Below are 23,147 nucleotides of genomic sequence, written 5' to 3'. Positions count from 1 at the left end.
GGCAGACATTCCCTTCCCGCCCCCTGACCCAGCCTCGCTCGCCGACACGGGTACCCGGTAGGGGCTGATCGGCCCACTGGCCGGGGACTGGCAGGCCCCAGCACTCGCGCCGAGGCAGAGCGACGATGACAGCAGGGAAAGGTGCCCAGACCGACCTGGGGAAGTGAGGCGGGAATGATGTTCTGGTACGGCCATGGCATGAACGGCTGGGGCTGGTTCGCGATGTCGATCAGCATGGTGGTGTTCTGGGCGCTGATCATCGCCATCGGCGTCCTGCTCTACCGGGCCCTGGTTCGCCCCACCCCGCCCGGCACAGGCCCCAACACCTGGCACAAGACGCCCGGGCCCATCGGCCCCGAGCAGATCCTCGCCGAGCGGTACGCACGCGGCGAGATCGACGACGAGGAATACCACCGCCGCCTGGCCACCCTCCGAGGATCGCCACCAAGCGCACCATCCCCCTAGCCGCCCCCGCCTCCGCCCCCTGAAGGGTGTCTTTATTGCCGTACAGTGGTTGACCTGGGGCTTTGTGATCGCTCATGTATGGGCACGATCTCTGATCGTGGGTCTGCGACTGCTTTATCCGATCTGCTGTCGACTACTGGGCTGCCTCCTCTTGTTGGGCCGGTCGGCCGCCGCGAACAACACCGAGATCCTCGTGCTTCGTCATGAGGTCGCTGTGCTGCGCCGACAGGTCGAGCGGCCGCGGCTCTCATGGGCTGACCGTGCTGTTGCTCCGCTCTCGCCCGGCACCTGCCACCTGCCTTACGCCGCCATCGGCTGGCTACCCCGGGCACCCTGCTGACCTGGCACCAGACGGCGGTCGGACCCGGCCGGCCACCGCTGGCGGAAGGGACAGTCGCGCTCATCCGGGTGCTTCGGGTCTCTCATCCGCGACCGGGACAGCAAGTTCACTGCCGCGTTCGACGCCGTCTTCGCCGGCAACGGAACAGCCGTCATCCCGACAGCGCCGCAGAGCCCCGGTCCAACGCGTTCGCCGAACGATGGATACGCACAGCCCGTGCCGAGTGCACCGACCGTCTCCTCATCACCGGCGAACGACACCTGTGTACGGTCCTGACCAGGTACGCCGAGCACTACAACGAGATGTACGCCTCTTCGTTCTCGCGGGAGTGGCAAAGTTCCGGTGTGCGGCGGGAACAGCCAGTCCGGCCGCCACTGTTGCACTGCCAAGAGAGCGGCGCCGCGCGGGCGGGGAACACAGAGGCCAACAGCCGACGTGATCCGGGGCCCTCGGGTCCGCGGTACACCCGGTCATCCGACATCCGATATTGAAGGGCGACCGCTCATACGCCCGCCACGGACTCGGATCAAGGCCTTTTCACACAGGAGGACTGTTTCATGAATGACTTGCCCTTGACGCTCATGGCGGTACACGCCCACCCCGACGATGAGGCCACTGGAACCGGAGGTGTCCTCGCGCGGTACGCGGCGGAGGGCATCTGCACGGTCCTCGTGACGTGCACCGACGGCGGTTGCGGTGACGGACCGGGGGGTGTCAAGCCGGGCGATCCCGGGCACGACGGTGCGGCCGTCGCCTTGATGCGGCGTCAAGAACTCGAGGCAAGCTGCAAAGTCCTGAAGGTCAGTCATCTGGAGACGCTGGACTACGCCGACTCCGGGATGATGGGCTGGCCGGCCAATGACGCCCCAGGCTCCTTCTGGAATACACCCGTGGAGGAGGGCGCTGCCCGACTCGCGGAACTCTTCCGGCGCTACCAGCCCGATGTGGTCGTCACGTACGACGAGAACGGCTTCTATGGCCACCCCGACCACATCCAGGCCAACCGCATCACGATGGCGGCGCTGGCGATGACCGCGCTGACACCGAAGGTGTACTGGACGACGGCGCCCCGCTCGATGATGCGGCGGTTCGGGGAGGTCATGCGCGAGTTCGGTGCGGACGGGCAGGAGCCGGATCCCGCTGATGCCGCCGCGATGGCCGAGATCGGACTCCCCGACGAGGAGATCACCACCTGGGTGGACACCACCGCGTTCGGGGGTCAGAAGTTCGATGCGCTGGCCGCGCACGCCAGCCAGGGCGAGAACATCTTCTTCCTCAGGATGGGCCGGGAGAGGTTCACCGAGTTGATGGGCGTCGAGACCTTCGTACGTGTCCAGGACACCACCGGCGCGGCCGTGCCCGAGAACGACCTCTTCGCCGGACTGCGCTGATCCGCTCGCCCACCAGGGTCAGAGAGCTCATGGTCCGTACGGCTCGATCGGGCGTGCTCGCACACCCGGAGGCTTGTTCACGTGGGTTCTGCTCCGGCGGCCCTTGAACATCAGAGTGGCCCTGCTCGGTCGCGTGGCGGTTACGAGGACGCCAGTCCTCCCACCCACCCGGGCAGGGCCGTTGAGCGGGAATGTTCGACACGCTGGCCGGGGATCAACCGAACGGGCTGGTGGCCGGTGTCCACGCCGAGCTGCGGGCAGCCACCATCCTGCGTATGGCCCGCGCCGCTGGAGGAACTTACCAGCACTATGAGGCATTGACTAAGAGCACCGTGCTTGCATCCGGCGCCAAGCAGCTGCTGGTCGAATGGCAGGAAGCCGGCCTTACGCAGTCCCTGTGCTCCCTGGCCCCCCACGAGTCCCTGGTTCCGCTTGTTCGCACGCACGACATCGAACAGCACTTCGTCCGCGTGGACGGCAGGAGGACCGGACAGACCAGCACTGGTAAGGCGGAACAGTTGGCACACCATGTCGCGGCACTCGATGTCGATCCACGCCGCATGGTGGTGATTGGGGACGCAGCAGACGACGCTGTCGCGGCGTCCCACGCGGGAGCGCGCGCCGTCCTCTATACCGGGGGCTCGCACAGCCGCGCCAATCTCATGAGTGCAGGAGTACCCGTCGTTGACACGCTGGCCGAGGCCGTTCAGGCGGCGAAACGGCTACCTGCATGAGGCAGTTTCTTCGGCTCAGACTCCCCGTAGTAGTTGGTTTGTGGGTTGGCGGGTGGGATGTCGCCGATCACGGTGTGGTTGAGTTGGTCATTGAGCCAGTCGATCCATTCCGCGGTGACGAGTTCGACGCCGTCGAACCCCTCCAGGGTGCGGGGCTTGATGAACTCGCTCCTGTGGAGGCCGATCCGCGATTCCATCAGGCCTGCGGTGCAGCATGTGCCTGCGTCGACGCACGGAATCCTTGGAGTAAAGGGGAGCGGCTTCCGCTTCGGCTACCTCATGCGGTTCGACTCCGCTCATGCGCAGTGGGCCAAGGTCGAGCTGCGCGACAAGCCAGCCCTGCTCAAATACCGTGACTTGCTACGCACTCACAACGCGGGCCCCTCAACCTTCGCCACCCGCGCCCGCAACACCCCCGCGCCGCGTGCGGGGTGGCCGACCTCGCATGGCGCAAGGCGGAGGAGCGACTGCGGTAGCGGCATGGCCCCATCCCCATACCCCCATCCCCATACTCCCGGGCCGCTGCAACCCCGTCTCCCGCAACACCTGCCCCGCCCGGACTGCACCTGTACCTCGGAGAGGACACCACTACCAACCTCAACAGCGCCTCCGCCAGCGACCACGCAGCATGACAGGAGACCACCCGCCCATGGCCCTCGAGACCACCGGCCTCATCCGCACCGTCACAGTTGGCCCGCTCCCCATCTTCTTCACCAACGTCAACCGGCCCATGGGCCTACGCGCCCACTCCCACACCGGCGCCGTCACCGTCGTCTACGACACCGTGGGTCGCGCGCCCTCCACCTGGACGTCGTCGGCGTGCCGGACAACCTCGGTCACGACAACGGCACCACCCGCTACACCGTCGCCCGCCCCCACACCGCCCAGATGGATGAGTCCAAGGGGTGTCGTTGCGGTCAGTGATCGTAGGCAGTCAGTGACCGTTTGATCGGTTGTCCGGTCTTGTGGTTGTGCCAGATCGCCGCTGTGAGCGCGAGGATCCGGCACAGGACGCGGGCCACCACCCCTGCCGGGCTCTTGCCGCCATGTCGTTCCAGGTCGAGCTGGCCCTTGAGGCTCTGGTTGATCGACTCGATGACCTGCCGCAGCGGCTTGAACAGGTGTGTCCCGGCCCGCTCGGACTCTCCCTTGCGGGCCGGCCGCAGCAACTCGAGGTGACGCTCGGCCAGGTCGTCTCCAACTCGCGGCCGTAGTAGTTCTTGTCCTCGCTGATCGTCTGGCCGGGGCGGGCCGCTGTGACATCGGGCGCGGTGTCGAGCATGTCGCGCAGCGCCTCGGGGGAACGACACGCCCTCGACCGCCCAGGTGTCCGGGCCGATCTGCGGCACCATCCGCTGCGCGATCCGCCGACGCACCGGCACCGGATCCCACGTGGACTGGTTCACGAACTGCTGCAGGCTCTGCTCATTGCCGTCCGGCAGCCGCGAGGCCGTGGCATGGACGGACTCGCGCCGCCCGTCCATCATCAGTCCCCGCAGACAACAGTCGCTCCTTCACGTACGACACAGGCGGGGCGCCCGTTGCGGGTCATAGGGTTCAGGGTGCCTTGCGGTTCGTAGACGAATCTCGCCGTGTGACCGGTGGGTTGGGCGCCGTGGTTTCCACGGATGCGGACGACTTCGGTGCCTCCGGTGATGAGTTGCGCAGACCGCTGAGCGCCAGGATCGTCATCACCACCGCAGCCCCTACCGCCACACCGAAACCGCCGTGCGCACCGCCCGCGTCCACCACTCGCCCTGCGACCGCCGCGGCGCCCGCTGTTCCTGCCGCGTTTGCGGAGTTGCCCCAGGTGAACGCCTGGGTGAGGACGGCGCGCGGGACCGACGCCTCTGTGAGGACGGAGGCGAGGATCAGTAGGACCGGCACGGCGAGCCCGGTCAGGGCGAGGATGGCGCCGACCGCGAGGGGCGCGTCGAGGAAGGTCAGCGGGAGGCTCGCGAGGGTGAGGCAGGCGGCGGCTGCGGCCTGGCGGTGCCGGGGTGAGTCGCCGTGGCCCCATGCTCCGTAGGCCCAACCGCCCACCAAATTGGTGCAGTTGGAGGCGAAATAGAGAAGTGCTGCCGCGTCCGGCGTGCCGCGTCCGACGGCGTACGCGGCGACGGACACCTGCATCGCGCCGAAGAACACCCCGAGCACGAGGCCGAGCGCGACCTGCCGCAGGAATGCAGAGCGGAGCAGGGCGCGTCCGGCGTGCCGGCGTTCGGAGTGGCCGGTGAGAGGCGGCATGGTGCGGCGCTGGACTGCGAGGGTGAGCCCGCCGCCGATGACGAGGGCGGCGGCCAGTAGCACCCCGGCGCCCGGTCGGCCCGCCGCACCAAGGACGCTCACCAGGGCGGGGCCGGCCACGTAGGACACACCGTTGGCGAGGGCCTCCAGAGCGAAGGCGGTGGGCAGCGCGGCAGCCCGTTCGCCGGACAGCAGGGCGGACCAGCGAGCGGCGGACAGGGCACCGAGCTGGGGCAGTGTTGCCCCGACGAGCACTCCGGCGACGACGTCCGGAACGGCGCCGGCGAGCAGCAGCGCAACGGCCGCGGCGTGTGCGCCCAGCGCGCAGGGAAGCACCCGGGCCTGCCCGAACCGGTCGACGAGCCAACCGATTTGGGGCCCGGCAACGGCGTCCGCGACAGCGAACCCGCCGGTGACGAGGCCCGCGGCGGCGTACGACCCGGTGCGTGCGTGCACCAGCCAGACGATGCCGATCCCCGTCATGGCGATGCCTATACGCCCGACAGCGGCGGGAAGGAAGAAGGCTGCGGCACCCGAAGTGCGCAGCAGAGTACGATAGTTCATCGAAGCCGAAGGCACGACGCATCCCCTTCGCCGCCCGGCGGGGCGCGCCACACGAGGTCGTCGGCGTCCGGATGTCCCGACCCATGGCTGCGCCTGAAGCCGTCCAGTGGTGACGTGGAGCGGGGACGCGCACCCCACGTCGACTCCGTCACCGGGCAGATGTCATGTGGCAGTTGATGACCTCCTTGAGCGTAGAGGAACAGCGCGCAGAAACGAACAAGGGAGAAGTTGATCCCTTGAACAGGTGATCGTCGCTCGAGAAGGTAGTTGGCCCTTCGGCCTACCCGGGCTGGACGTCCCAGCAGCACGTGTGACGAGCCATTCGAGGAACTTCGCCTGTGGCTTACCGGTTTGCCTTCCGCATAATCTGTAGGCGTGCCCAAGGTGACGCGCGACGATGTAGCCCGGCTCGCCGAGACCTCGACCGCGGTAGTCAGCTATGTTGTCAATAATGGCCCCCGCCCGGTTGCTCCTGCCACCCGGCAGCGTGTTCTCCTTGCGATTGAACAGCTTGGCTATCGCCCGAATCGGATGGCCCAGGCCATGGCCAGTGGCCGTACCGACCTCATAGGCCTCATCGTCCCCGACGCACGCCAGCCGTTCTTCGCAGAGATGGCTCACGCAGTAGAAAGGGTCGCCTCCGAACGGGAGAAGATGCTCCTTGTCGGTAACTCCGACTACCGCACCGAGCGCGAGGTGCACTACCTTCGTGCCTTTCTGGACATGCAAGTGTCAGGCCTCATCCTGATCAGCCAAGGCCCCAGCGAACACGCGGCGGCCGAGATCCGGGCGCGCGAAGGACAGGTGGTTCTCCTCCACCGCCACCTCAAGGAGATCGGCGGGATCACGGTGGTCACGGACGATGTCGGCGGGGCGCGGCTGGCCACTCGACACCTCCTGGAGCATGGCCACGAGCGCGTTGCCTGCGTGGGAGGCCCTGAGAAAACCCTGGTGTCCGGTGACCCGGTCGCCGAGCATGTGGTGGGATGGCGACAGGCCATGCAGGAGGCCGGACTCCCTACTCGAGGTCTCCTCTTCCACACTCCGTACACCCGGTATCACGCTTACAGTGCGGGGTTGGAACTGCTGAGGGACGCAAGCCGCCCACCGGCTGTTTTCTGTGCCACCGATGATCAAGCGATCGGCATACTGCGAGCGGCGCGCGAACTGCGCATCGATGTGCCCGGGCAGGTGGCGGTAGTCGGTTTCGACAACGTGAAAGAGGCGGCTCTGGTCGATCCTCCGCTGACAACTGTCGCTTCGGACCGCATGGCCATGGCTCGCGCTGCGATGGACGCGGTCGAAGACTCCGCACAGGTCGAACACACCCAGGATGAACGTCAGCGTAGGTTCCCGTGCCGGCTCGTTGCGCGGGCCTCCTGCGGCTGCGCTTAACCGCTGGTGGGCGGCGCGCGGGCAGGACCGTCTCGTCTGCGCTTCGCTCGCGCCGCAGCACCGCCCGTACCGTACGGCCCGCGGCCTGCCGGGCGGGCGGCGTCAGGGGCCGTGCGCCTTCGGCGGCGGAAGGGCTCGCCGAGCGGATTCACACTGCGGGCTTCAGCCGGGTGGACAACCGCTGGTGCCTGTACCTCACCGACGAGCAGGTCGAGTCGGCGGCGTACGGGCTCTACCGGCACATGCTGGGAGGCTCCTCGGCCGAGGCCCAACCGCTTCGCCCGCGACTGCGGCGTGACCAACAGCTGCGGCAGCTTCGACGTGCCGGTCGGCAAGGCCGCGCTCAGTCACCACTTCTCGGTCTGGTTGAGGCGTCCAGGCCGGTCGGACTCACCCGACCCGAGCGGCCGCAGCGGCTGCCGCTGAGCGGCCGGCCCTGCGGCCGAACACCGACCCGGCGGTCAGCCCGGAGCCGCCCGGATAGTTGAAGTAGAAGAGCCCGCCCACGAGTTCACCCGCCGCGTGCAGCCCCGGTACGGGCCGTCCGCGGGTGTTGAGGACGCGTGCGTCGGGGTCGATGCGCAGGCCGCCGAAGGTGAAGGTGATGCCGCAGGTGACCGGGTAGGCGGTGTAGGGAGGCGTGTCGAGGGGCTGGGCCCAGTTGGACTTGGGCGGGGTGATGCCTTCGGTGCGGCTGCCGTCCCTGACCGTCGGATTGAAGGGGCCGCCAGTGATCGCGGCGTTGAACTCCTCCACCGTAGAGGCGAGTCGATCCTCGTCGATGCGGAGCTCACGCGCCAGTCCCCGCACGCTGCCGGATGTGACGCTGGTGACGTCCTTCGAGGTGTACTCCTCGGGGCGCAGCAGCCGTGCGGCCTTGGCGTCGAAGATCTGGACAGCGGTGCCTCCGGGCTGTCGGAGGATCTCGGCGCCGTACTTGGCGTAAGTGTAGTTGCGGAAGTCCGCGCCCTCGTCGACGAAGCGGCGGCCGTCGGTATTGACGACGACGCCGAACGGGTAGCCGCCACGGGTGAGTTGGTTGGTCAGCTCACGGTCGCCGGTGGGCGGTGCCCCCGCGTCCCAGGCGACGGCGTGGCAGCCGCTCCAGTGGCCGTACGCCTGGGCGCCGGCGTCGAGAGCCATACGGATGCCGTCGCCGGTGTTGTGGGGGGTGCCGCGGACCAGGGCCAGGTCCCAGCCGGGGCCGAGATGGGCGGCGCGCATCTGCGGGTCGGCCTCGAATCCGCCGGCGGCGAGGACCACGGCCCGGGACTCCAGTGCCTCTCCGCCGGCGAGCACCACGCCGTTCACGGTGCCGTCGGACGCGGTGGCCAGGCGGGTGACGGGGGCGTCGAAGCGTACGTGCACGCCGGTGCGTGCGGCGGCCGCCAGATGCTGCTCGATCATCCCTTTGCCGCCGCCGGCCACGCCGACCGCCAGACCGCCCCAGAAGCGATGGCGGCCGTCCACCTCGTACGCCTGCCGGTGGTACATCAGCTCGAACCGCAGACCCAGGTCCCGCAGCCAGTCCATCGTCGCGCGGGACTCGCCGACCAGGATCCGCGCGAGGTCGACATCGGTGCGCCCGCGCGTCACCTGGACCAAGTCGTCGAGGAAGTCGGCGGCGGTGTAGGGGGCGAGGTCGGTGAGGGACAAACGGTCCTGCGCGGAGGGTTCGAGTGGTGCGAGGAGGTCCTTGAGGTCGGCCGGTCCGCCGTGGCTGGTGCGCATGGCGCCGGCGGTGAAGTAGGTGTTGCCACCGGCCCACTGCCGTGGGGCCTTTTCCAGTACGAGGACTCGGGCTCCCTCTTGCCGGGCGGACTGCGCGGCGCAGAGTCCGGCGTTTCCGCCACCGACCACGATGACGTCCCAGGGTGCTGCCATGAGTGCGGGTGCTCCTGATCACGAGAAGGGGCCGGTCCGGAGCACAGGCTCCGGACCGGCTGTGTGTGGAGGGGGGTCAGCCGACGGCGGGCACGGGGTCGCGGTCCGTTCCGGTTGCTGCTTTCGGGTCGGCCCCCGTGGGCTTCGCGCCGGGTGCGGGGTCGGCCTGCGGCTCCGGGGTGTGGCCGGCTTCGGGGGCCGAGGTGTACGGGATCTCGCCCTTCAGGACGGCTCTGGCGCGGTCCTCGTCGAGTTGCCCCTCCCACTTGGCCACCGCCAGGGTGGCGACGCCGTTGCCGACCACGCTGGTCAGGGCGCGGGCCTCGGACATGAAGCGGTCGATGCCGAAGATGAGCGCCAGGGCGGCGACGGGGACGTGCGGAACGGCGCTGAGGGTGGCGGCCAGGGCGATGAAGCCGGAGCCGGTGACGCCGGCAGCGCCCTTGGAGGTGAGCAGCATGACGGCGAGCATGGACAGTTGCTGGGTGAGGCTGAGGTCGATGCCGAGGGCTTGGGCGAGGAAGACCGAGCCCATGGTCAGGTAGATCGCGGTGCCGTCGAGGTTGAAGGAGTACCCGGCGGGCAGCGTGATGCCGACGACGGGCTTGGAGGCGCCCGCGTGCTCCAGCTTGGCCATCATGCGCGGCAGCACCGGCTCGCTCGACGAGGTACCCAGGACGATCAGCAGTTCTTCCTTGATGTAGCGGAGGAAGGGCAGCAGGCGCAGGCCGTTGATGCGCATGACCGTACCCAGGACGACCAGGACGAAGAAGAGGGCGGTGAGCCAGAAGGAGCCGACCAGCAGGAAGAGGTGGCGCAGGGTGTCCAGGCCGTAGTTGCCGATGGTGAAGGCCATGGAGCCGAAGGCGCCGATGGGGGCCAGTCGCATGATCCAGCGGATGAGGGTGAAGAGGACCTTGGACAGCTTCTCGATGCCCTGGGTGATCCCCTGTCCCGACTGGCCGGCGGCGTTCAGGCCGAAGCCGAACAGCACCGAGATCAGCAGCACCGGCAGGATCTCGTGGCCGGTCAGCGCGCTGATCAGGGTGTCCGGGATCATGGCGAGGACGAACGCGGCGAAGCTCTCGTGGCCCGTGGTCGCCTCGGGCGGCAGGCCCTTGGTGGAGAGGGTGGAGGGGTCGACGTGCAGTCCGCTGCCGGGCTGGACGATGTTGACGACGACCAGGCCGATCACCATGGCGACGGTGGTCAGCACCTCGAAGTAGATCAGTGCCTTGAGGCTGACCCGGCCGACGGCGCGCGCGTTGCCCATGGAGGCGATGCCGTGGACGACGGTGCAGAAGATGACCGGCGCGATCATCATGCGGACCAGGGCGATGAAGCCGTCGCCCAGGGGTTTGAGCTCGGCCCCGAAGGACGGCCACAGCCAGCCGGCGGCGGCCCCGGCGAGGACACCGATCAGGCACTGGATGTAGAGCAGGGACAGCAGCCGGCGGATGCGGCCGGGTGGAGCGGTGACGGTACCCGGGGCGGCGTCGTTGCGGCTCATGCGGGGCGTCCTTCCAGGACGGGAACGAGAAGTTCGGCTCGGGCGATGCGGCGGGCGGCGCGGTGCAGGAGCACCGTGGGGGACGCGTCGTCCGTTGCGGGGACGGCTTGGGCGGTGATGACACCTGCCGGGGTGCCCAGGCGCAGGGTGCCGTCGGCGGTCTGCCGGGCGACGCGGTGGGCGAGGGTGCCGGGGATGGCGGCTGCGGTGGTCAGGGCGACGGCGGAGGTGAGACCGATCGCCGGGTGGGGTGCGTGCATGGAGACCATGCGTACGGCCAGGTCGTACTCGTCCTGTCCGACCAGGATGCCATCGGTGGTGCGGTACGCGGCAGGGCGGGCGACGACGCCGACCTTCGGCACGGCGTGGCTGACGGGATCGCTCTCCCCGGCCAGTCCCATGGTCAGGGCGGCGCGACGGCGCAGCACGGTGAGCGCAGGCACCGCCGCGGCGAACTCCGCCAGGGACTCGGTGCCATCGAGGCCGAAGGCCTTGGCCTCGAACAACGCGGCCGGGGCACCGGCATCGACGAGGGACGCTTCGACGGGACCGGCGGGCCCCTTCAGGGTGTCCAGGGCGCGACCGGTCGGCAGGGCGCGTCCGGTGGTGGAGCCCGCCGGGTCCTCGAAGCCGAGCAGGACCGGCACACCGAGCGCGGCGGTGCCCGGTACGGCGGCCGTTCCCTCGTCGGGGGCCGTACGGCCCGGGGTGGGGATGGTGCCGGTGAGGCGGGCCCCTGTGTTGACGTTGAGCATGCGCACCGTGGTGGAGTCCGACGCGATCGGCACCAGGCCGTGGTGGACGGCGTACAGGGCGACGGCGGTGGCGCAGTTGCCGCAGTTGCTGGTCCACTCCACGCGCTCGTCACCGATACCGACCTGAGCGAAGGCGTACTCGACGTCGATGCCCGGCTCGGCCGACGACCGGACGATCGCGGCCTTGGAGGTGGTGGAGGAGGCGCCGCCGACGCCGTCGATCTGGCGGGGGTCGGCGGCGTTGTAGGCGGCGAGCAGCAGGGTGTCGGCGTCCACGCCGGTCGCCACCACATCGTGGTGGCCGAAGATCCAGCACTTGCTGGTTCCTCCGCGGATCATCTCGCCCTGCAGACGCAACACAACAGACTCCTCGTGGAAACCCCGACGGCACGTCCGTGCGGGGTGCGATCCACAGTGGGCGCCGGGAGCGTGAAGTACAATCTCGGAAATCTGCAGGGGTATTAAGCTGGCATTAACGCTGGAGGTGGTGCGGTGCTCGACGTCCGGCGCATCCTGCTCTTCACCGAGGTCGCCCGCCGGGGCTCGGTCACCGCGACCGCACGGGCTCTCAGCTACACACCGTCAGCGGTGTCCCAGCAGGTCAGCCGCCTGGAGGCAGAGGCCGGGCAGCCCCTGCTGGAGCGCCATGCGCGGGGTGTCACGCTCACCGACGCGGGGCGCGCTCTGGCCGAGCGCGGGGAGCGGATCGAGCGCGAACTGACGGCCGCGGAGAACGAACTCGCCGACTTCGCGGGCCTCCGCGCCGGCACGCTTCGCGTCGGCACCTTCCCCACCGTCGGCGCCTCCCTGCTCCCCCGGGCCGTGATCGCCTTCCGGGAAGCGCATCCCGGCATACGGCTGACGGTGCGCAGTTCCCGTATCGCGGGCCTGTGGGCGATGCTGGAGAACCGGGAAATCGAGATGTCCCTGATGTGGGACTACGACTGGAACCGTATCGACCGCGAGGACATCGTCGTCACCTCACTCGTCGACGATCCTCCGGCCCTCCTCGTCAGCGAGACACACCCGCTCGCCGGCCGCGACTCGGCCGCCCTCGCCGACTTCGCCGACGACCCTTGGATCACCCGCGCCGAGAACCACCCCGTGGCCGAGGCCCTCGCCCGCAGCTGCCACGCAGCCGGCTTCGAGCCGCAGATCGCCTACGAAGCCCACGACTACCAGGAGGCCCAGGCCATGGTCGCCGCCGGCATCGGCATCGCCCTCGCCCCCACCCTGGCCCTGGAAGGCATCCGAGCCGGCGTCAGCGTCCTGCCCCTGCAACCCCCCGCCCCGGTACGCCGCATCCTCCTCGTCCGCATGAGCGACCACGCCCTCACCCCGGCCGCCCAAGCCTTCGCGAACTTCCTGCGCGACAGCGCCGCGGCTTGAAGCGGCGCCTGACGCGTATCACCCGCCAGTAGCCCGGGGCCGCCGACCATGGCGGACCCGGGCGCTGTGCCTTCGCGGCACCGACGGTTTGAGTGGACGCGCGCCTGCCGGGCGGGGCGTGGGACGCGGAGCGGCCGCTACCCGATCTTTGCGCGCGGCATATCGCCGTCGGTGGTGATCACCTCATCGCACCTCCTGTGCGTACGGCGCGACGGTGATCCGGTCGATCAGCGGTGCGTAGCGGGAACGGAGCAGCACCCCGGGGAAGGTGTCCGAGGCGTAGGTGGTGCCGTCGAAGTTCGGCAGTTCCTCGGAGCGGAAGGTGATGGTGTTCTGTCCCTTCTCGAGGTGGACCGGGACGGTCAGCTCCCAGAAGTTGTTCCGGTGGAAGCTGTGCGGGAAGGTCACGCGCTGCGTCTTGCCGCCGCCCACGGTGATGTCGGCGTGGCGGGTGAGTGGGTCCGGGTTGTAGTGGGTGGCTTCGGACTGCTCGGGGTTGGAGTAGCGGATGCGCAGCGCGTTCAGGCCGGCCCGGTCGGCGTTCACGGTGAAGGTCGCGGTGTTGCCGTTGCCGGGGTCGCCGCCGATGCCGGTGATCGCCGTGCCGTCGGTGGCCAGGGAGAGCGGGGTGAGCGTGGCCGAGCCCGCGAGTTTGGCGTCCTGGGCCTCGTATGTGCGCGCCGTGAGCGTGCCCTCGGTGGGCGTGACCGTGAGGCGGTCGACGAGGGTGGCGGACGAGCCTCCGGTCAATGTCACCTTGTTGATGCCGCCGGAGAGGGAGACCGCGACGCTGTGCTCGCCACTGGACAGGCGCAGGACGTGGTGTCCGTTGACGGAGAGCCGGGCGTTCGCGCCGCCGAGGGTGTCGACCTTGAGGGTGGCCTCGCGGTCGGCGGGGGAGTAGACCCAGAAGGTGGCGGTCCCGTTCTTCGGGAGCTGGATCGCGCCCGAGCCGGTGGCGGGGGTTCCGGCCCGCTTGGGCAGGTCGTAGACGGGCCGTGCGCCGCCGTCCGGCCAGGCCAGTTCGCCTTCGTACACCTGGGTGGCGGCGGAAGGCTGGGGGAGGGAGAGGGTGAGGCGGTCGACGATGGCGTCGCCCTTGGTGGCGCGCTTGCCGTCGAGGCTCTTCGCGGCGAGCGTCAGGGTGTGCTTGCCCTTGGTGAGGTGGACCTTGGTGTCCGTGTGGTCCCACACCACCCACTTGTAGCCGAGCGGCAGGTGCAGTTCCCGTTCGGTGTCCGCTTTGCCGTCCACGCGCAGGAAGACGTTGGTGGGGCCCTGCTCCTTCACCTTGTCGAAGGTGTTGAGGGAGTTGGCGAAGACGCCCAGGTCGTAGGTGCCGTCCTCGGGCACGTCCACGGTGAAGTCGAGCGTGACGTCCGAGCCGGTGCGCAGGCCGCCCACGTCGTAGCCGCCGGAGGTGTAGAACTTCGACACGTCGCGGGGCGAGCCCTCCGGGCCGTTCTTCGAGTAGCCGGACCCGGTGTGGGCGGCGTCCTCCGCCTCGTACGAAGCCTGCCAGCGCATGGGCGTGGACTGCGTGCCCTTCGCCTTCCCGGCCGGGCTGAGGACGATCTCGTACGCCGAGGACTCCTTCAGCTTCGGCAGTCCGCCGTCGCCGAAGTCGACGACGACCTTGCCGTCGTCACCGACCTTCAGGTTCGTCTCCGTGAGCAGCTTCGGGCCGGGCGAGTCGCCCACCTGTCCGCTCCACTCGATCTCTCGCACCCAGGCGTGCACACGGTTCCCGAAGAGCTTCTTCGGGACATCGGCGAAGGTGATGTGGCCTTTCCCGGTGGACCCGCCGAAGAGCAGCCGGGCCTGCCGCTTCTTCTCGTCCACGGTGGCGACGCCCTGCATGGTGTAGTTCTCGCCCGGGAACGGCGGGGTGACCTTCACCGTGTGCCCGCTCATCGAGGCGTAGGAGTGCAGCAGCCACCACTGGCCGTTGGCGCGGTTTGACTGCACGGCGGAGTCGGAGAGGTTGCCGTCGATGTTCCAGTACGCGATGTCGGCGTCCACCTTGGACTCCTCGATCGCGGATACCCACTGGATCATCTGGCCGGGGACGGAGGTGTGGTAGTTGAAGGCGTACTCGTTGATGTTGATGGGGAGCTGGGTGCCCTCTTTGCCGGTGCCCTTGAACAGTTCCTTCTCCCACCCCCGGTACGTGGCGACGCTCTCGCGGACCGCCTCGGGGTGGCTCAGCTCATGCCAGGTGATGACGTCCGGGAGGGTGCCGGCGGCCAGGGTGTGGGTGAGGAAGCCCTTCACCTGGTTGTACAGGACGCTGGTGTTGGGGCCGGCGATGCGGGCGCCGGGCATCTTGCGCTTGATGAGCTTGTAGACGTCGTCCCAGGCGGCGAAGTAGTCGTCGGGGTCGGCCAGCCAGCTGACCTTGTTGTAGCTCCACTGACCGGTGCCGAACATGTTGCCCTCGGGCTCGTTGAACGGCACGAAGACGATGTTGTCCTGGTACTGCTTCGGCAGGTGCAGGACCTGGTCGACCTGGACCGCGATCTTCTCCTTGTAGAGCCTCAGCTTCTCCTCGGGGGTGTCGCCCGGCCACTCGTACGGGAAACCGCGGTGGATGTCGGTCATGTAGATGTACACGTCGCCGTCGGTGGAGTCGGCCAGCGGCCCCACCACCTCCAGAGCGTCGGCGCCGGGGTGCTGTGGGCCGTCCTGCGCCTTCGTGGAGACCGTGCGCAGGCCCATGCCCTCGATGAGGTTGTTGGTGGGGACGTCCGGTCCGTACACGCCGTAGAGGGTGCCGGAGGCGCCGCCGTGGAACGCGCCGGTGTCCGAGCCGAGGTCGACGGTGAGCTGCCCCTCGCGGACCACGGTGACGGTCGCCTCCACCGCGCGCCCGGCGGCCGTTCCCGCCACGGTGAAGGTGCCCGGCTGGGCGTACTTGCCGGGAGCCACGGCGTCCCAGGTGATCGGCGTATCGCGGTCGTATCCGTCGGAGAAGGAGGAGCGGACGGCGGCAGGGAGGGACGGGGCGGTCCCGGTAGCCGTACGGACCTCGAACGACGTCTTCGAGAGCTGCTGGAGGGTAGGCACCTCCCCGGCCATGCCGGCCACCTGCTCGGGGCTGAGCGCCGAGTGCCATACGGCGAAGTCGTCGATCGCGCCCTTGAACAGCGGATCCGGGTAGAAGGACTTGCCGATGTAGCCGGCGGCCGTGGCCGAACTGTCCAGCAGCTCACTGGCCTTGATGCCGGTCGCGGCTGAGGAGACCGCCACGCCGTCGAGGTAGGTGGTGAGCCGGCCGGCGGTGGTGTCGAGGGTGACGGTGACGGTCCGCCACTCGTCGGCGGGGAGTGGCGCGTAGCCGCGGATCTGAGTCTCCGCGCCCCCTCCGCCGGTGGTCACGGAGGTCTGCAGCAGCCCGCTGTTGTTGGACGGGGTGGCGAAGAGGTACTTGGTGGTGTTGGTGCCCAGATCGAAGATTCGCTGCCACGACGACGTGTCGCCGCTCCACTTCACCCGGGCGGAGACCGTCAAGTTGTCGGCGTCGCCGACCACTTCGCGGGGCAGGCGGACGTACGCGCCGGTGGAGGTGGGCGCCCCGCCGGGGAGAGCGAGCGCCTTGCCCCCGCCCGTGCCGGCGACGGACTGGGCGGTGGAGCCGTTGACCAGACTCGCCGTCAGGCCGTTGCCGGAGCTGTCGGTGATCTTGCCGGAGGACAGGTCGTCCTGGTCGAAGGTGTAGCGGGCGGTGGGCTGGGGTGTGTCGGCCGCCTGTGCGGGGACGGCTGGTGCGGCCAGCAGGCCCGCGCCGAGGGCCAGCGCCACGGCGGCCGGTGCCCGGCGCCGGGCGGATCTGTCAGCGGATGGCATGGATTGCGTCCTCATCCTTGAGTTGGCGGTTCCGGTCGGCCGATCTCGGTCGGCTGCTCGTCCATGGGGCGCGGCCCGGCGGGAGAGTTTGAGGGTGGTGTTGGTGGCAGGCGAATCGGTTCGATTTCCTGCGCCACGGGAACTTCGCCGGCCGGCCGGGGCGGCAGCTCCTCTCCTCGGGGGTGTACGGAGCGCGCCCAGGGTTGCCGGAAGGATCGCTTCGTCGAACCGGTTCGCGAAGCTAGCACCGCGAAACCCGACCAGCAATCCCTGCGACGCAACTGCGATTCCCGGCCCTTGGATGGATCGAGAAAGTGATGTCCAGGGTGTTGACAGGCGTTCGGGCGGTTCCTACCGTCGCTTCACGCGAACCGGTTCGACGGCCGGGGCGCCCCTCTCCTCCCGTCCCACGACCCCACAACCGGCGGCCGCTCCTCCTGTGAAGCGGCGAACTGGTTCGAGCAAGGAGTTGCCGTGAACATCGGTGAGATCGCGCGGCGGGCCGGTGTCTCGCGGAGCACCGTGTCCTACGCGCTGAGCGGCAAGCGCCCGGTGTCGGAGGACACGCGCCGGAAGATCCAGCAGGTCGTCGACGAGCTGGGGTACCGGCCCAGCGCCAGTGCCCGCGCCCTGGCCAACGGGCGCACCAGCACCCTCGGCCTGGTCTTCCCGCCGGCCGGGAACCACTACACAGGGATGCAGCTGGACTTCATCGGGAGCGTGGTGGAGGCCGCCGCGGCCTACGACTACGACGTGCTGCTGTCCCCGAGCGGTGTGGACAGTGACCGGTCGTTCCAGCGGCTGCTGGGGGAGCGGCGGGTCGACGGGGCGATCCTCATGGAGATCAGACTGGAGGACGACCGGGTGGATCATCTGGCCGCCCTGGACTTCCCCTCCGTCACCATCGGCCGCACCGCCCGTCCCGAGGGCGTTTGGTGGGTCGCCCTGGACCACACCGCGCTGGTGGAGGCGTGCGTCCACCACCTGGCGGATCTCGGCCACCGCCGGGTCGCCTTCGTCAACCGTCCCGAGCAACTGCTGCGGGCCGGGTACGAGTCCGCGCACCGCGGCCTGGACGGTTTCACCAAGGCGGCGGCCGAGCGCGGACTGACGGTTCGGACGTACTGCTGCGGGGACGACGCAGCCTCGGGCCAGAGCTGCGTGCAACGCATCCTGCACGACGATCCCGCCACCACTGCCCTGGTCACGCTGAACGAGGCCGCGCTGGGCGGTCTCTACCGGGGGCTCGCCCAGGCCGGCCGCCATGTACCGCGTGACTTCTCCGTCACCGGAGTGGTGGCCAGCCGCTGGGCGGAGACGGTGACCCCGCAGCTCACCGCGGCGGACGTACCGGCGGCCGAAATGGGCCGGCGCGCCGTCGAGCTGCTGGTGGAGCGACTCGACCATCCCCACGCGCCGCCCCGGCACCATCTCCTCACGCCGCCCATCTCCCTGCGGGCCAGCACCGGGCCCTCGGGAGGCGCGCCCGCGGCGGACACCTGGCCCGATACGACCCCCTGACCGCACCCCACGCTCACCTCCTCACGCCCACCGGACGCTCGAACCGCTCAACGGCGCCGTTCGTCGTGCCCGCACCCTCCCCACCACCCCCAGCCCTCGCCACCCCCAGCCCTCGGCACCCGCATGCCAAGAACAAAGGAACCGGCCATGAACAGCTCCTCCAGACGGCGTCGTCTCACCGCCGCAGCTCTGACCACCCTGGCCGTCGCGGCCAGTGCCACCGCCTGCAGCTCGGGAGGCACCGGGGCGAAAGCGGCTGACAGCGGCACGTACACCGTCTGGGACCCGTATCCCCAGTTCGACAAGGGCTCGGCATGGGTGAAGCTGCTGGACGAGTGCGGCACCAAGGCGGGCGTGAAAGTCAAGCGCACCGGCTTCGACACCAGCGACCTGACGAACAAGGCACTGCTGGCCGCACAACAGGGCAACTCCCCGGACGTCCTCATCGTCGACAACCCGGTGGTGTCGACCCTGGCCGAGGCCGGCGTACTCACCACCACCGACGACAACAAGCTCGACACCTCGAAGGCGGATCCCAACCTGCTCGCGGCCGGCCAGTCGGGCGGCAAGACCTACGGCACCCCCATCGGCGCCAACACCCTCGCCCTCTATTACAACAAGAAGGTCCTGAAGGAGGCCGGGGTCGACATCGCCTCGATCAAGGACTGGAAGTCGCTGACCGCGGCGCTGGAGAAGGTCAAGAAGGCGGGCAAGAAGGGCATCACGTTCTCGGCGATCGGCACCGAGGAAGGCAGCTTCCAGTTCCTGCCATGGTTCTGGGGCTCGGGCGCGAAGCTGACCGAGCTCGACTCCGCCCAGGCCGTTTCCGCCCTCTCCCTGTGGAAGGACTGGCTGGCCAAGGGCTACGCCCCGAACTCGGTGCTCAACAACACCCAGACCACCAGCTGGCAGGAGTTCGCGACCGGCGATTACGCGTTCAGCGAGAACGGCACCTGGCAGCTCGCCAACGCCAAGAAGGCGGGCCTCGACTACGGCGTCCTGCCCATCCCCGGCATCGAGGGAGGCAAGGCGTCGGCCCCGACAGGCGGCGAGTTCGTCACCGTGCCGGTCCAGGACTCGACCGACCGCTACGCCACCACGCAGAAACTCGCGACCTGCCTGACCAGCACCCAGAACCTGTACGACACCGACACCACCCTCTCCTACGTCGCCCCCACCTCCGCGGTCCAGGACAAGCAGGTGGCGGCCAACCCCGAGCTCACGCCGTGGGTGGACGCGGTCAAGGCCGCCCGGGGCCGCACCAGCGACGACCTGGGAACCAAGTACCCGAAGATTTCGGAGCAGCTGTGGAAGGCCGTGCAGTCCGCCCTGAGCGGCTCGAAGTCCCCGAAGGACGCACTGAGCGCCGCTCAGTCCGCCGTCAAGTGACGCACTCAAGGGCCTTTTGATGAGTCACACGACACAAGTGCCGCATCGCCGGCCCGTGCCCGACCACACGGCGGTCCCTACCGCACCGCCCCGGGAACGGCGCCGCCCCAGCTCCCAGCAGTGGGCCGCCTGGGCCTTCCTCACCCCGGTCACCCTCTACCTCGCCCTCTTCTACGCCTATCCGCTGTACCGCAACCTCGATCTGAGCCTGCGCAACTACACCGTCCGCTCCTTCGTCCAGGGCGACGCACCCTTCACCGGCCTGGCCAACTACCGCACCGTCTTCGACGACCCGACCTTCGCCCCCGCCCTGTTCCACACCGTGGTGTTCACCGCCGTGTGCCTGTTCTTTCAGTACGCCATCGGCCTGGCCCTCGCGGTCTTCTTCAACCAGCACTTCCGGCTCTCCGCCACCCTGCGCGCCCTGTTCCTGGTGCCCTGGCTGCTGCCGCTGATCGTGTCCGCCTCCACCTGGTCATGGATGCTCAACAGCGACTCCGGTGTCGTCAACGCCGCCCTGCACGCCGTCGGCATCGACCCGGTGAACTGGCTGACGTCACCGTCGTGGTCGCTGACCTCGGTGATCATTGCCAACATCTGGATCGGTGTTCCGTTCAACCTGGTCGTGCTCTACAGCGGCCTGCAGTCCATCCCCGCCGGCCTGTACGAAGCCGCCGCCCTCGACGGGGCGGGCGCCTGGCGCCGGTTCTGGAGCATCACCTTCCCGCTGCTGCGCCCGGTGTCCGCGATCACCCTGCTGCTGGGGCTGGTCTACACGCTCAAGGTCTTCGACATCATCTGGATCATGACCAAGGGCGGCCCGGCGGACTCGTCCACCACGTTCGCCACCTGGTCCTACCAGCTCGGCTTCGGCAACCTGCTGCCCGCTTTCGGCCCGGGTGCGGCCGTCGGCAACCTGCTCGTGATCGCCGCCCTGGCCTTCGGCCTGGTCTACGTCCGGGTGCAGAGAAAGCAGGCGCTGGCATGACGCGAAGCTCCAAGCGCACCTGGGCAAAGACGACGATCGGCCTTCTGCTGACCGGGATCATGCTCTTCCCGGTCTACTGGATGCTGAACGTGTCCTTCACCCGCGACCAGGACATGCGCAAGAGCCCACCGGACCTGTTCCCCGTCCACGGCACGCTGGCCGGCTACCGCAGGGTCCTCGACGAGCAGTTGCCCTACCTCGGCACCAGCCTCGTCATCGGCCTGGGCACCGTCGTACTGACCGTGGCCCTGTCCGCGCCCGCCGGTTACGCGCTGGCCAAGCTGCGCCCACGCGGCGGCGGGGTACTCAGCTTCCTCCTCCTGGCCGCCCAGATGATCCCCGGCATCATCATGGCGATGGGCTTCTACGCCATCTACCTCCAACTCGGCCTGCTCCAGTCCGTGCCCGGCCTGATCGTCGCCGACTCCACCCTGGCCGTCCCCTTCGCGGTCCTCATCTTCACCGCGTTCATGTCCGGCATCCCCGGCGAGCTGCTCCAGGCCGCGAAGACCGACGGCGCCGGCCCCCTGCGCACCTTCTGGGCGATCGTCCTGCCGATGAGCCGCAACGCCGTGGTCACGGTGTCCCTGTTCGCCTTCCTGTGGTCCTGGTCCGACTTCGTCTTCGCCAGCACCCTCGCGGGCGGCGCCACACACAAGCCGATCACCCTCGGCATCTACCACTACATCGGCAACAACAACCAGGAGTGGAACGCCATCATGGCCACCGCCGTCGTGGCCTCGCTGCCCGCCGCGGTCATCCTCGTCCTCGCCCAGCGGTACGTCGCCGCCGGCGTGACCGCCGGCGCCGTCAAGGACTGACCTTCCCCGGCGATCCTTCCCCCGCCCGCCGGGACGCTCCCGCCGGGACGCCGCACACCATCGACCGGTACGCCGCCGCAGCCGCCCGGTATGCCGCCGACCCGCCACCGCCGAAGAAACGAGTAACGCTCATGACCGCCGCCCCGTCCGGCCCGGCCTTCTCCGTCCACGACATTCCGTTTAGCACCCACGGGTCCTGGTTCGGCATCTCGCCTGTGGTGGCCCAGAAGACCTATGCCGACGACCTCCACCTGGTTTCGCACCAGAACGGCATGCACGCAATGCTGCAGTTCGTCCCCCTCGATGCCGGGACGGGTGCCCGGGCCACGACCCGCATCGAGGCGACACCCGGGCTGCTCAGCTGGACCGGCGAAGGCGGCCGTATCGACCTCGCCTACGAGTCACCGGACACCATACGGCTGCGCGGCGAGGGGCTAGGACTGCGTATCTGTGCCGCCGAGCAGACCCTGACCCCCTTCACCGGCGCCTACTTCTTCCGTGACCCGGTGGACGGGGCGTACGTCTTCACCTCGTACGAGACCGGCCGCCGCTACCGGATCACCGCGCTGTCCGCCGGCGCGGTCGGTGCGTTCGGCGCCCAGGACCTGGGCAGCGCGGAGCGCGGTCTGGCCATCGCGGCGGAGCACGGCGGGGTCTGGGAGGCCGCTGTCGAGGAACTGGACAGCGCACGCCGCCCCTACACCGCGCAGACGGCCTTCGAGCAGGTCGTGACCACCGCACAGAACGCCTTCGCCCAATTCGCTGACGCGGTCGCCCCGTGGCGCTCGGCCGACACCCCGGCCGCCGAACTGGCGGCCTACGTCCTGTGGTCCGCGACGGTGAACCCAACGGGCTTCGTCACCCGGCCCGCCGTGCTGATGTCCAAGCACTGGATGGACAAGGTCTGGAGCTGGGACCACTGCTTCAACGCACTGGCGATGGCCCCTGGTCTGCCCGCGTCCGCCTGGGACCAGTTCTGCCTTCCCTTTGACCACCAGGACGAGAGCGGAGCGTTGCCCGACTCCGTCTGCCACTCCGAGATCCTCTACAACTACGTCAAACCCCCCATCCACGGCTGGGCTCTGGGCCACCTGCGCCGACGCCTGCCCGAACCGCTCGACCCGGCGGAGCTGGCCCGGACGTACGACCGGCTGGCAGGCTGGACCGAGTTCTGGCTCACCGCGCGAAGAGCGCCCGGCAGCGCCCTTCCCCACTACCAGCACGGCAATGACAGCGGCTGGGACAACGCCACGACCTTTGACCCGGAACGGGTGGTCGCCACCGCCGACCTCGCCGGGTTCCTGGTCCTCCAGCTGCGCGAACTCGCCGGTCTGGCCGAAGAGCTGGGGCGGCCGGACGACGCCCGTCGGTGGGCGCGGACCGCGGACGCGACTCAGGCCGCGATGCTCGACGACCTGTGGAAGGGAGACCACTTCGTCGCCCGCGGAGCGCACAGCGGGGACACCTGGAGCAGCTCCAGCCTGCTGGACCTGATGCCGATCGCGCTGGGCGAGCACCTGCCGCAGCACGTCGCCCGCGTGCTGGCCGACCGCATCGAGGCGCACCTGACGCCGTACGGGCTCGCGACCGAACTGCCCAGCTCCCCGCACTACCTCTCCGACGGCTACTGGCGCGGCCCCGTCTGGGCCCCCGCCGTCGTCCTCATCGAGGACGGCCTGCGCCGCAGCGGTCACCAGAACCTCGCGGACGAGATCAGCGTCCGCTTCCGGACCCTGTGCGAGACACACGGCTTCGCGGAGAACTTCGACGCCCTCACCGGAACCGGCCTGCGCGACCGCGCCTACACCTGGACCGCCAGCGGCTACCTGCTCCTCGCCGAAGCCCACGCACTCCGGCCCGCCACGCCCGCCCCGCGGACGGGCGGATGAAGGGCCGTTTGCGGAATCG

General features: G+C 69.2%; 16 protein-coding genes and 3 pseudogenes. 11 read left to right on the top strand and 8 right to left on the bottom strand.

All coding sequences use genetic code 11. The features are described from left to right. The first annotated feature begins 174 nt into the window (after positions 1 to 174). The 3 genes from ACH4U7_RS21705 (at position 175) to ACH4U7_RS21695 (ending at position 2,930) form a co-directional block, all read left to right on the top strand. Positions 175 to 465: an SHOCT domain-containing protein gene (locus ACH4U7_RS21705; RefSeq protein ID WP_398529805.1), complete on the top strand. Its 291-nt coding sequence runs from the start codon at positions 175 to 177 to the stop codon at positions 463 to 465. A gap of 897 nt (positions 466 to 1,362) precedes the next feature. After that, entirely contained in the window at positions 1,363 to 2,196 is an 834-nt protein-coding gene (locus ACH4U7_RS21700) for a PIG-L family deacetylase (RefSeq protein ID WP_398529506.1), read from the top strand. A 191-nt stretch (positions 2,197 to 2,387) separates the two neighbouring features. Further along, the gene (locus ACH4U7_RS21695) at positions 2,388 to 2,930 is read left to right on the top strand and encodes an HAD family hydrolase (RefSeq protein WP_398529505.1); all 543 of its coding nucleotides are present in this window, start codon (positions 2,388 to 2,390) and stop codon (positions 2,928 to 2,930) included. On the opposite strand, the gene ACH4U7_RS21690 is transcribed toward ACH4U7_RS21695, so the two are convergent. The 4 genes and pseudogenes from ACH4U7_RS21690 to ACH4U7_RS21675 all read right to left on the bottom strand — a co-directional run bounded on the left by ACH4U7_RS21690 (position 2,903) and on the right by ACH4U7_RS21675 (position 5,741). Beyond that, positions 2,903 to 3,127 carry a hypothetical protein gene (locus ACH4U7_RS21690; protein ID WP_398529504.1) on the bottom strand — a complete coding sequence of 75 codons (225 nt, stop codon included), beginning with the start codon at positions 3,125 to 3,127 and terminating at the stop codon, positions 2,903 to 2,905. The genes ACH4U7_RS21695 and ACH4U7_RS21690 overlap by 28 nt on opposite strands. 720 nt (positions 3,128 to 3,847) lie before the next feature. Next, positions 3,848 to 4,227 (bottom strand): annotated as a pseudogene (locus ACH4U7_RS21685) (IS982 family transposase); the annotation flags it as partial. Further along, positions 4,226 to 4,444, bottom strand: a pseudogene (locus ACH4U7_RS21680) (transposase); the annotation flags it as partial. The pseudogenes ACH4U7_RS21680 and ACH4U7_RS21685, both read right to left, overlap by 2 nt. Before the next feature lie 43 nt (positions 4,445 to 4,487). Next, positions 4,488 to 5,741 (bottom strand): MFS transporter, encoded by a 1,254-nt coding sequence (locus tag ACH4U7_RS21675; protein ID WP_398529503.1) that lies wholly within the window; start codon positions 5,739 to 5,741, stop codon positions 4,488 to 4,490. 375 nt (positions 5,742 to 6,116) lie between these two features. On the opposite strand from ACH4U7_RS21675, the gene ACH4U7_RS21670 reads away from it, so the two are divergent. After that, the gene (locus ACH4U7_RS21670) at positions 6,117 to 7,136 is read left to right on the top strand and encodes a LacI family DNA-binding transcriptional regulator (RefSeq protein ID WP_398529502.1); all 1,020 of its coding nucleotides are present in this window, start codon (positions 6,117 to 6,119) and stop codon (positions 7,134 to 7,136) included. 297 nt (positions 7,137 to 7,433) lie between these two features. After that, a pseudogene (locus tag ACH4U7_RS21665) lies at positions 7,434 to 7,547 on the top strand (transcriptional regulator); the annotation flags it as partial. Here the strand turns inward: ACH4U7_RS21665 and tcuA are convergent. The 3 genes from tcuA to ACH4U7_RS21650 form a co-directional block, all read right to left on the bottom strand. Beyond that, complete coding sequence (tcuA, locus tag ACH4U7_RS21660) at positions 7,527 to 9,020, bottom strand: FAD-dependent tricarballylate dehydrogenase TcuA (protein ID WP_398529501.1); 1,494 nt, start codon at positions 9,018 to 9,020, stop codon at positions 7,527 to 7,529. The pseudogene ACH4U7_RS21665 and the gene tcuA overlap by 21 nt on opposite strands. A 76-nt stretch (positions 9,021 to 9,096) precedes the next feature. Continuing rightward, positions 9,097 to 10,530: a C4-dicarboxylate transporter DctA gene (dctA, locus tag ACH4U7_RS21655; protein ID WP_398529500.1), complete on the bottom strand. Its 1,434-nt coding sequence runs from the start codon at positions 10,528 to 10,530 to the stop codon at positions 9,097 to 9,099. Further along, the gene (locus ACH4U7_RS21650; RefSeq protein ID WP_398529499.1) at positions 10,527 to 11,645 is read right to left on the bottom strand and encodes a PrpF domain-containing protein; all 1,119 of its coding nucleotides are present in this window, start codon (positions 11,643 to 11,645) and stop codon (positions 10,527 to 10,529) included. Before ACH4U7_RS21650 ends, dctA begins: the two co-directional genes overlap by 4 nt. A 132-nt stretch (positions 11,646 to 11,777) precedes the next feature. On the opposite strand from ACH4U7_RS21650, the gene ACH4U7_RS21645 reads away from it, so the two are divergent. Then, complete coding sequence (locus tag ACH4U7_RS21645; RefSeq protein ID WP_398529498.1) at positions 11,778 to 12,674, top strand: LysR family transcriptional regulator; 897 nt, start codon at positions 11,778 to 11,780, stop codon at positions 12,672 to 12,674. Between the two features lie 183 nt (positions 12,675 to 12,857). Here ACH4U7_RS21645 and ACH4U7_RS21640 read toward each other — a convergent pair whose 3' ends face one another. After that, entirely contained in the window at positions 12,858 to 16,520 is a 3,663-nt protein-coding gene (locus tag ACH4U7_RS21640) for a LamG-like jellyroll fold domain-containing protein (RefSeq protein WP_398529497.1), read from the bottom strand. 474 nt (positions 16,521 to 16,994) lie between these two features. On the opposite strand from ACH4U7_RS21640, the gene ACH4U7_RS21635 reads away from it, so the two are divergent. The 5 genes from ACH4U7_RS21635 (at position 16,995) to ACH4U7_RS21615 (ending at position 23,128) form a co-directional block, all read left to right on the top strand. Further along, positions 16,995 to 18,041 carry a LacI family DNA-binding transcriptional regulator gene (locus ACH4U7_RS21635; protein ID WP_398529496.1) on the top strand — a complete coding sequence of 349 codons (1,047 nt, stop codon included), beginning with the start codon at positions 16,995 to 16,997 and terminating at the stop codon, positions 18,039 to 18,041. Between the two features lie 147 nt (positions 18,042 to 18,188). Further along, complete coding sequence (locus ACH4U7_RS21630; protein WP_398529495.1) at positions 18,189 to 19,430, top strand: extracellular solute-binding protein; 1,242 nt, start codon at positions 18,189 to 18,191, stop codon at positions 19,428 to 19,430. Between the two features lie 19 nt (positions 19,431 to 19,449). After that, complete coding sequence (locus tag ACH4U7_RS21625; protein ID WP_398529494.1) at positions 19,450 to 20,418, top strand: carbohydrate ABC transporter permease; 969 nt, start codon at positions 19,450 to 19,452, stop codon at positions 20,416 to 20,418. After that, positions 20,415 to 21,239: a carbohydrate ABC transporter permease gene (locus ACH4U7_RS21620; protein WP_398529493.1), complete on the top strand. Its 825-nt coding sequence runs from the start codon at positions 20,415 to 20,417 to the stop codon at positions 21,237 to 21,239. Before ACH4U7_RS21625 ends, ACH4U7_RS21620 begins: the two co-directional genes overlap by 4 nt. A gap of 131 nt (positions 21,240 to 21,370) precedes the next feature. Next, complete coding sequence (locus ACH4U7_RS21615; protein WP_398529492.1) at positions 21,371 to 23,128, top strand: amylo-alpha-1,6-glucosidase; 1,758 nt, start codon at positions 21,371 to 21,373, stop codon at positions 23,126 to 23,128. Positions 23,129 to 23,147 lie beyond the last annotated feature (19 nt).

Origin of the sequence: Streptomyces sp. NPDC020845 (assembly GCF_044334165.1) — a bacterium.
Lineage (GTDB): Bacteria > Actinomycetota > Actinomycetes > Streptomycetales > Streptomycetaceae > Streptomyces.
The sequence above is the reverse complement of the archived record's forward strand: the minus strand, read 5'-3'. Positions and strand labels throughout refer to the sequence as shown.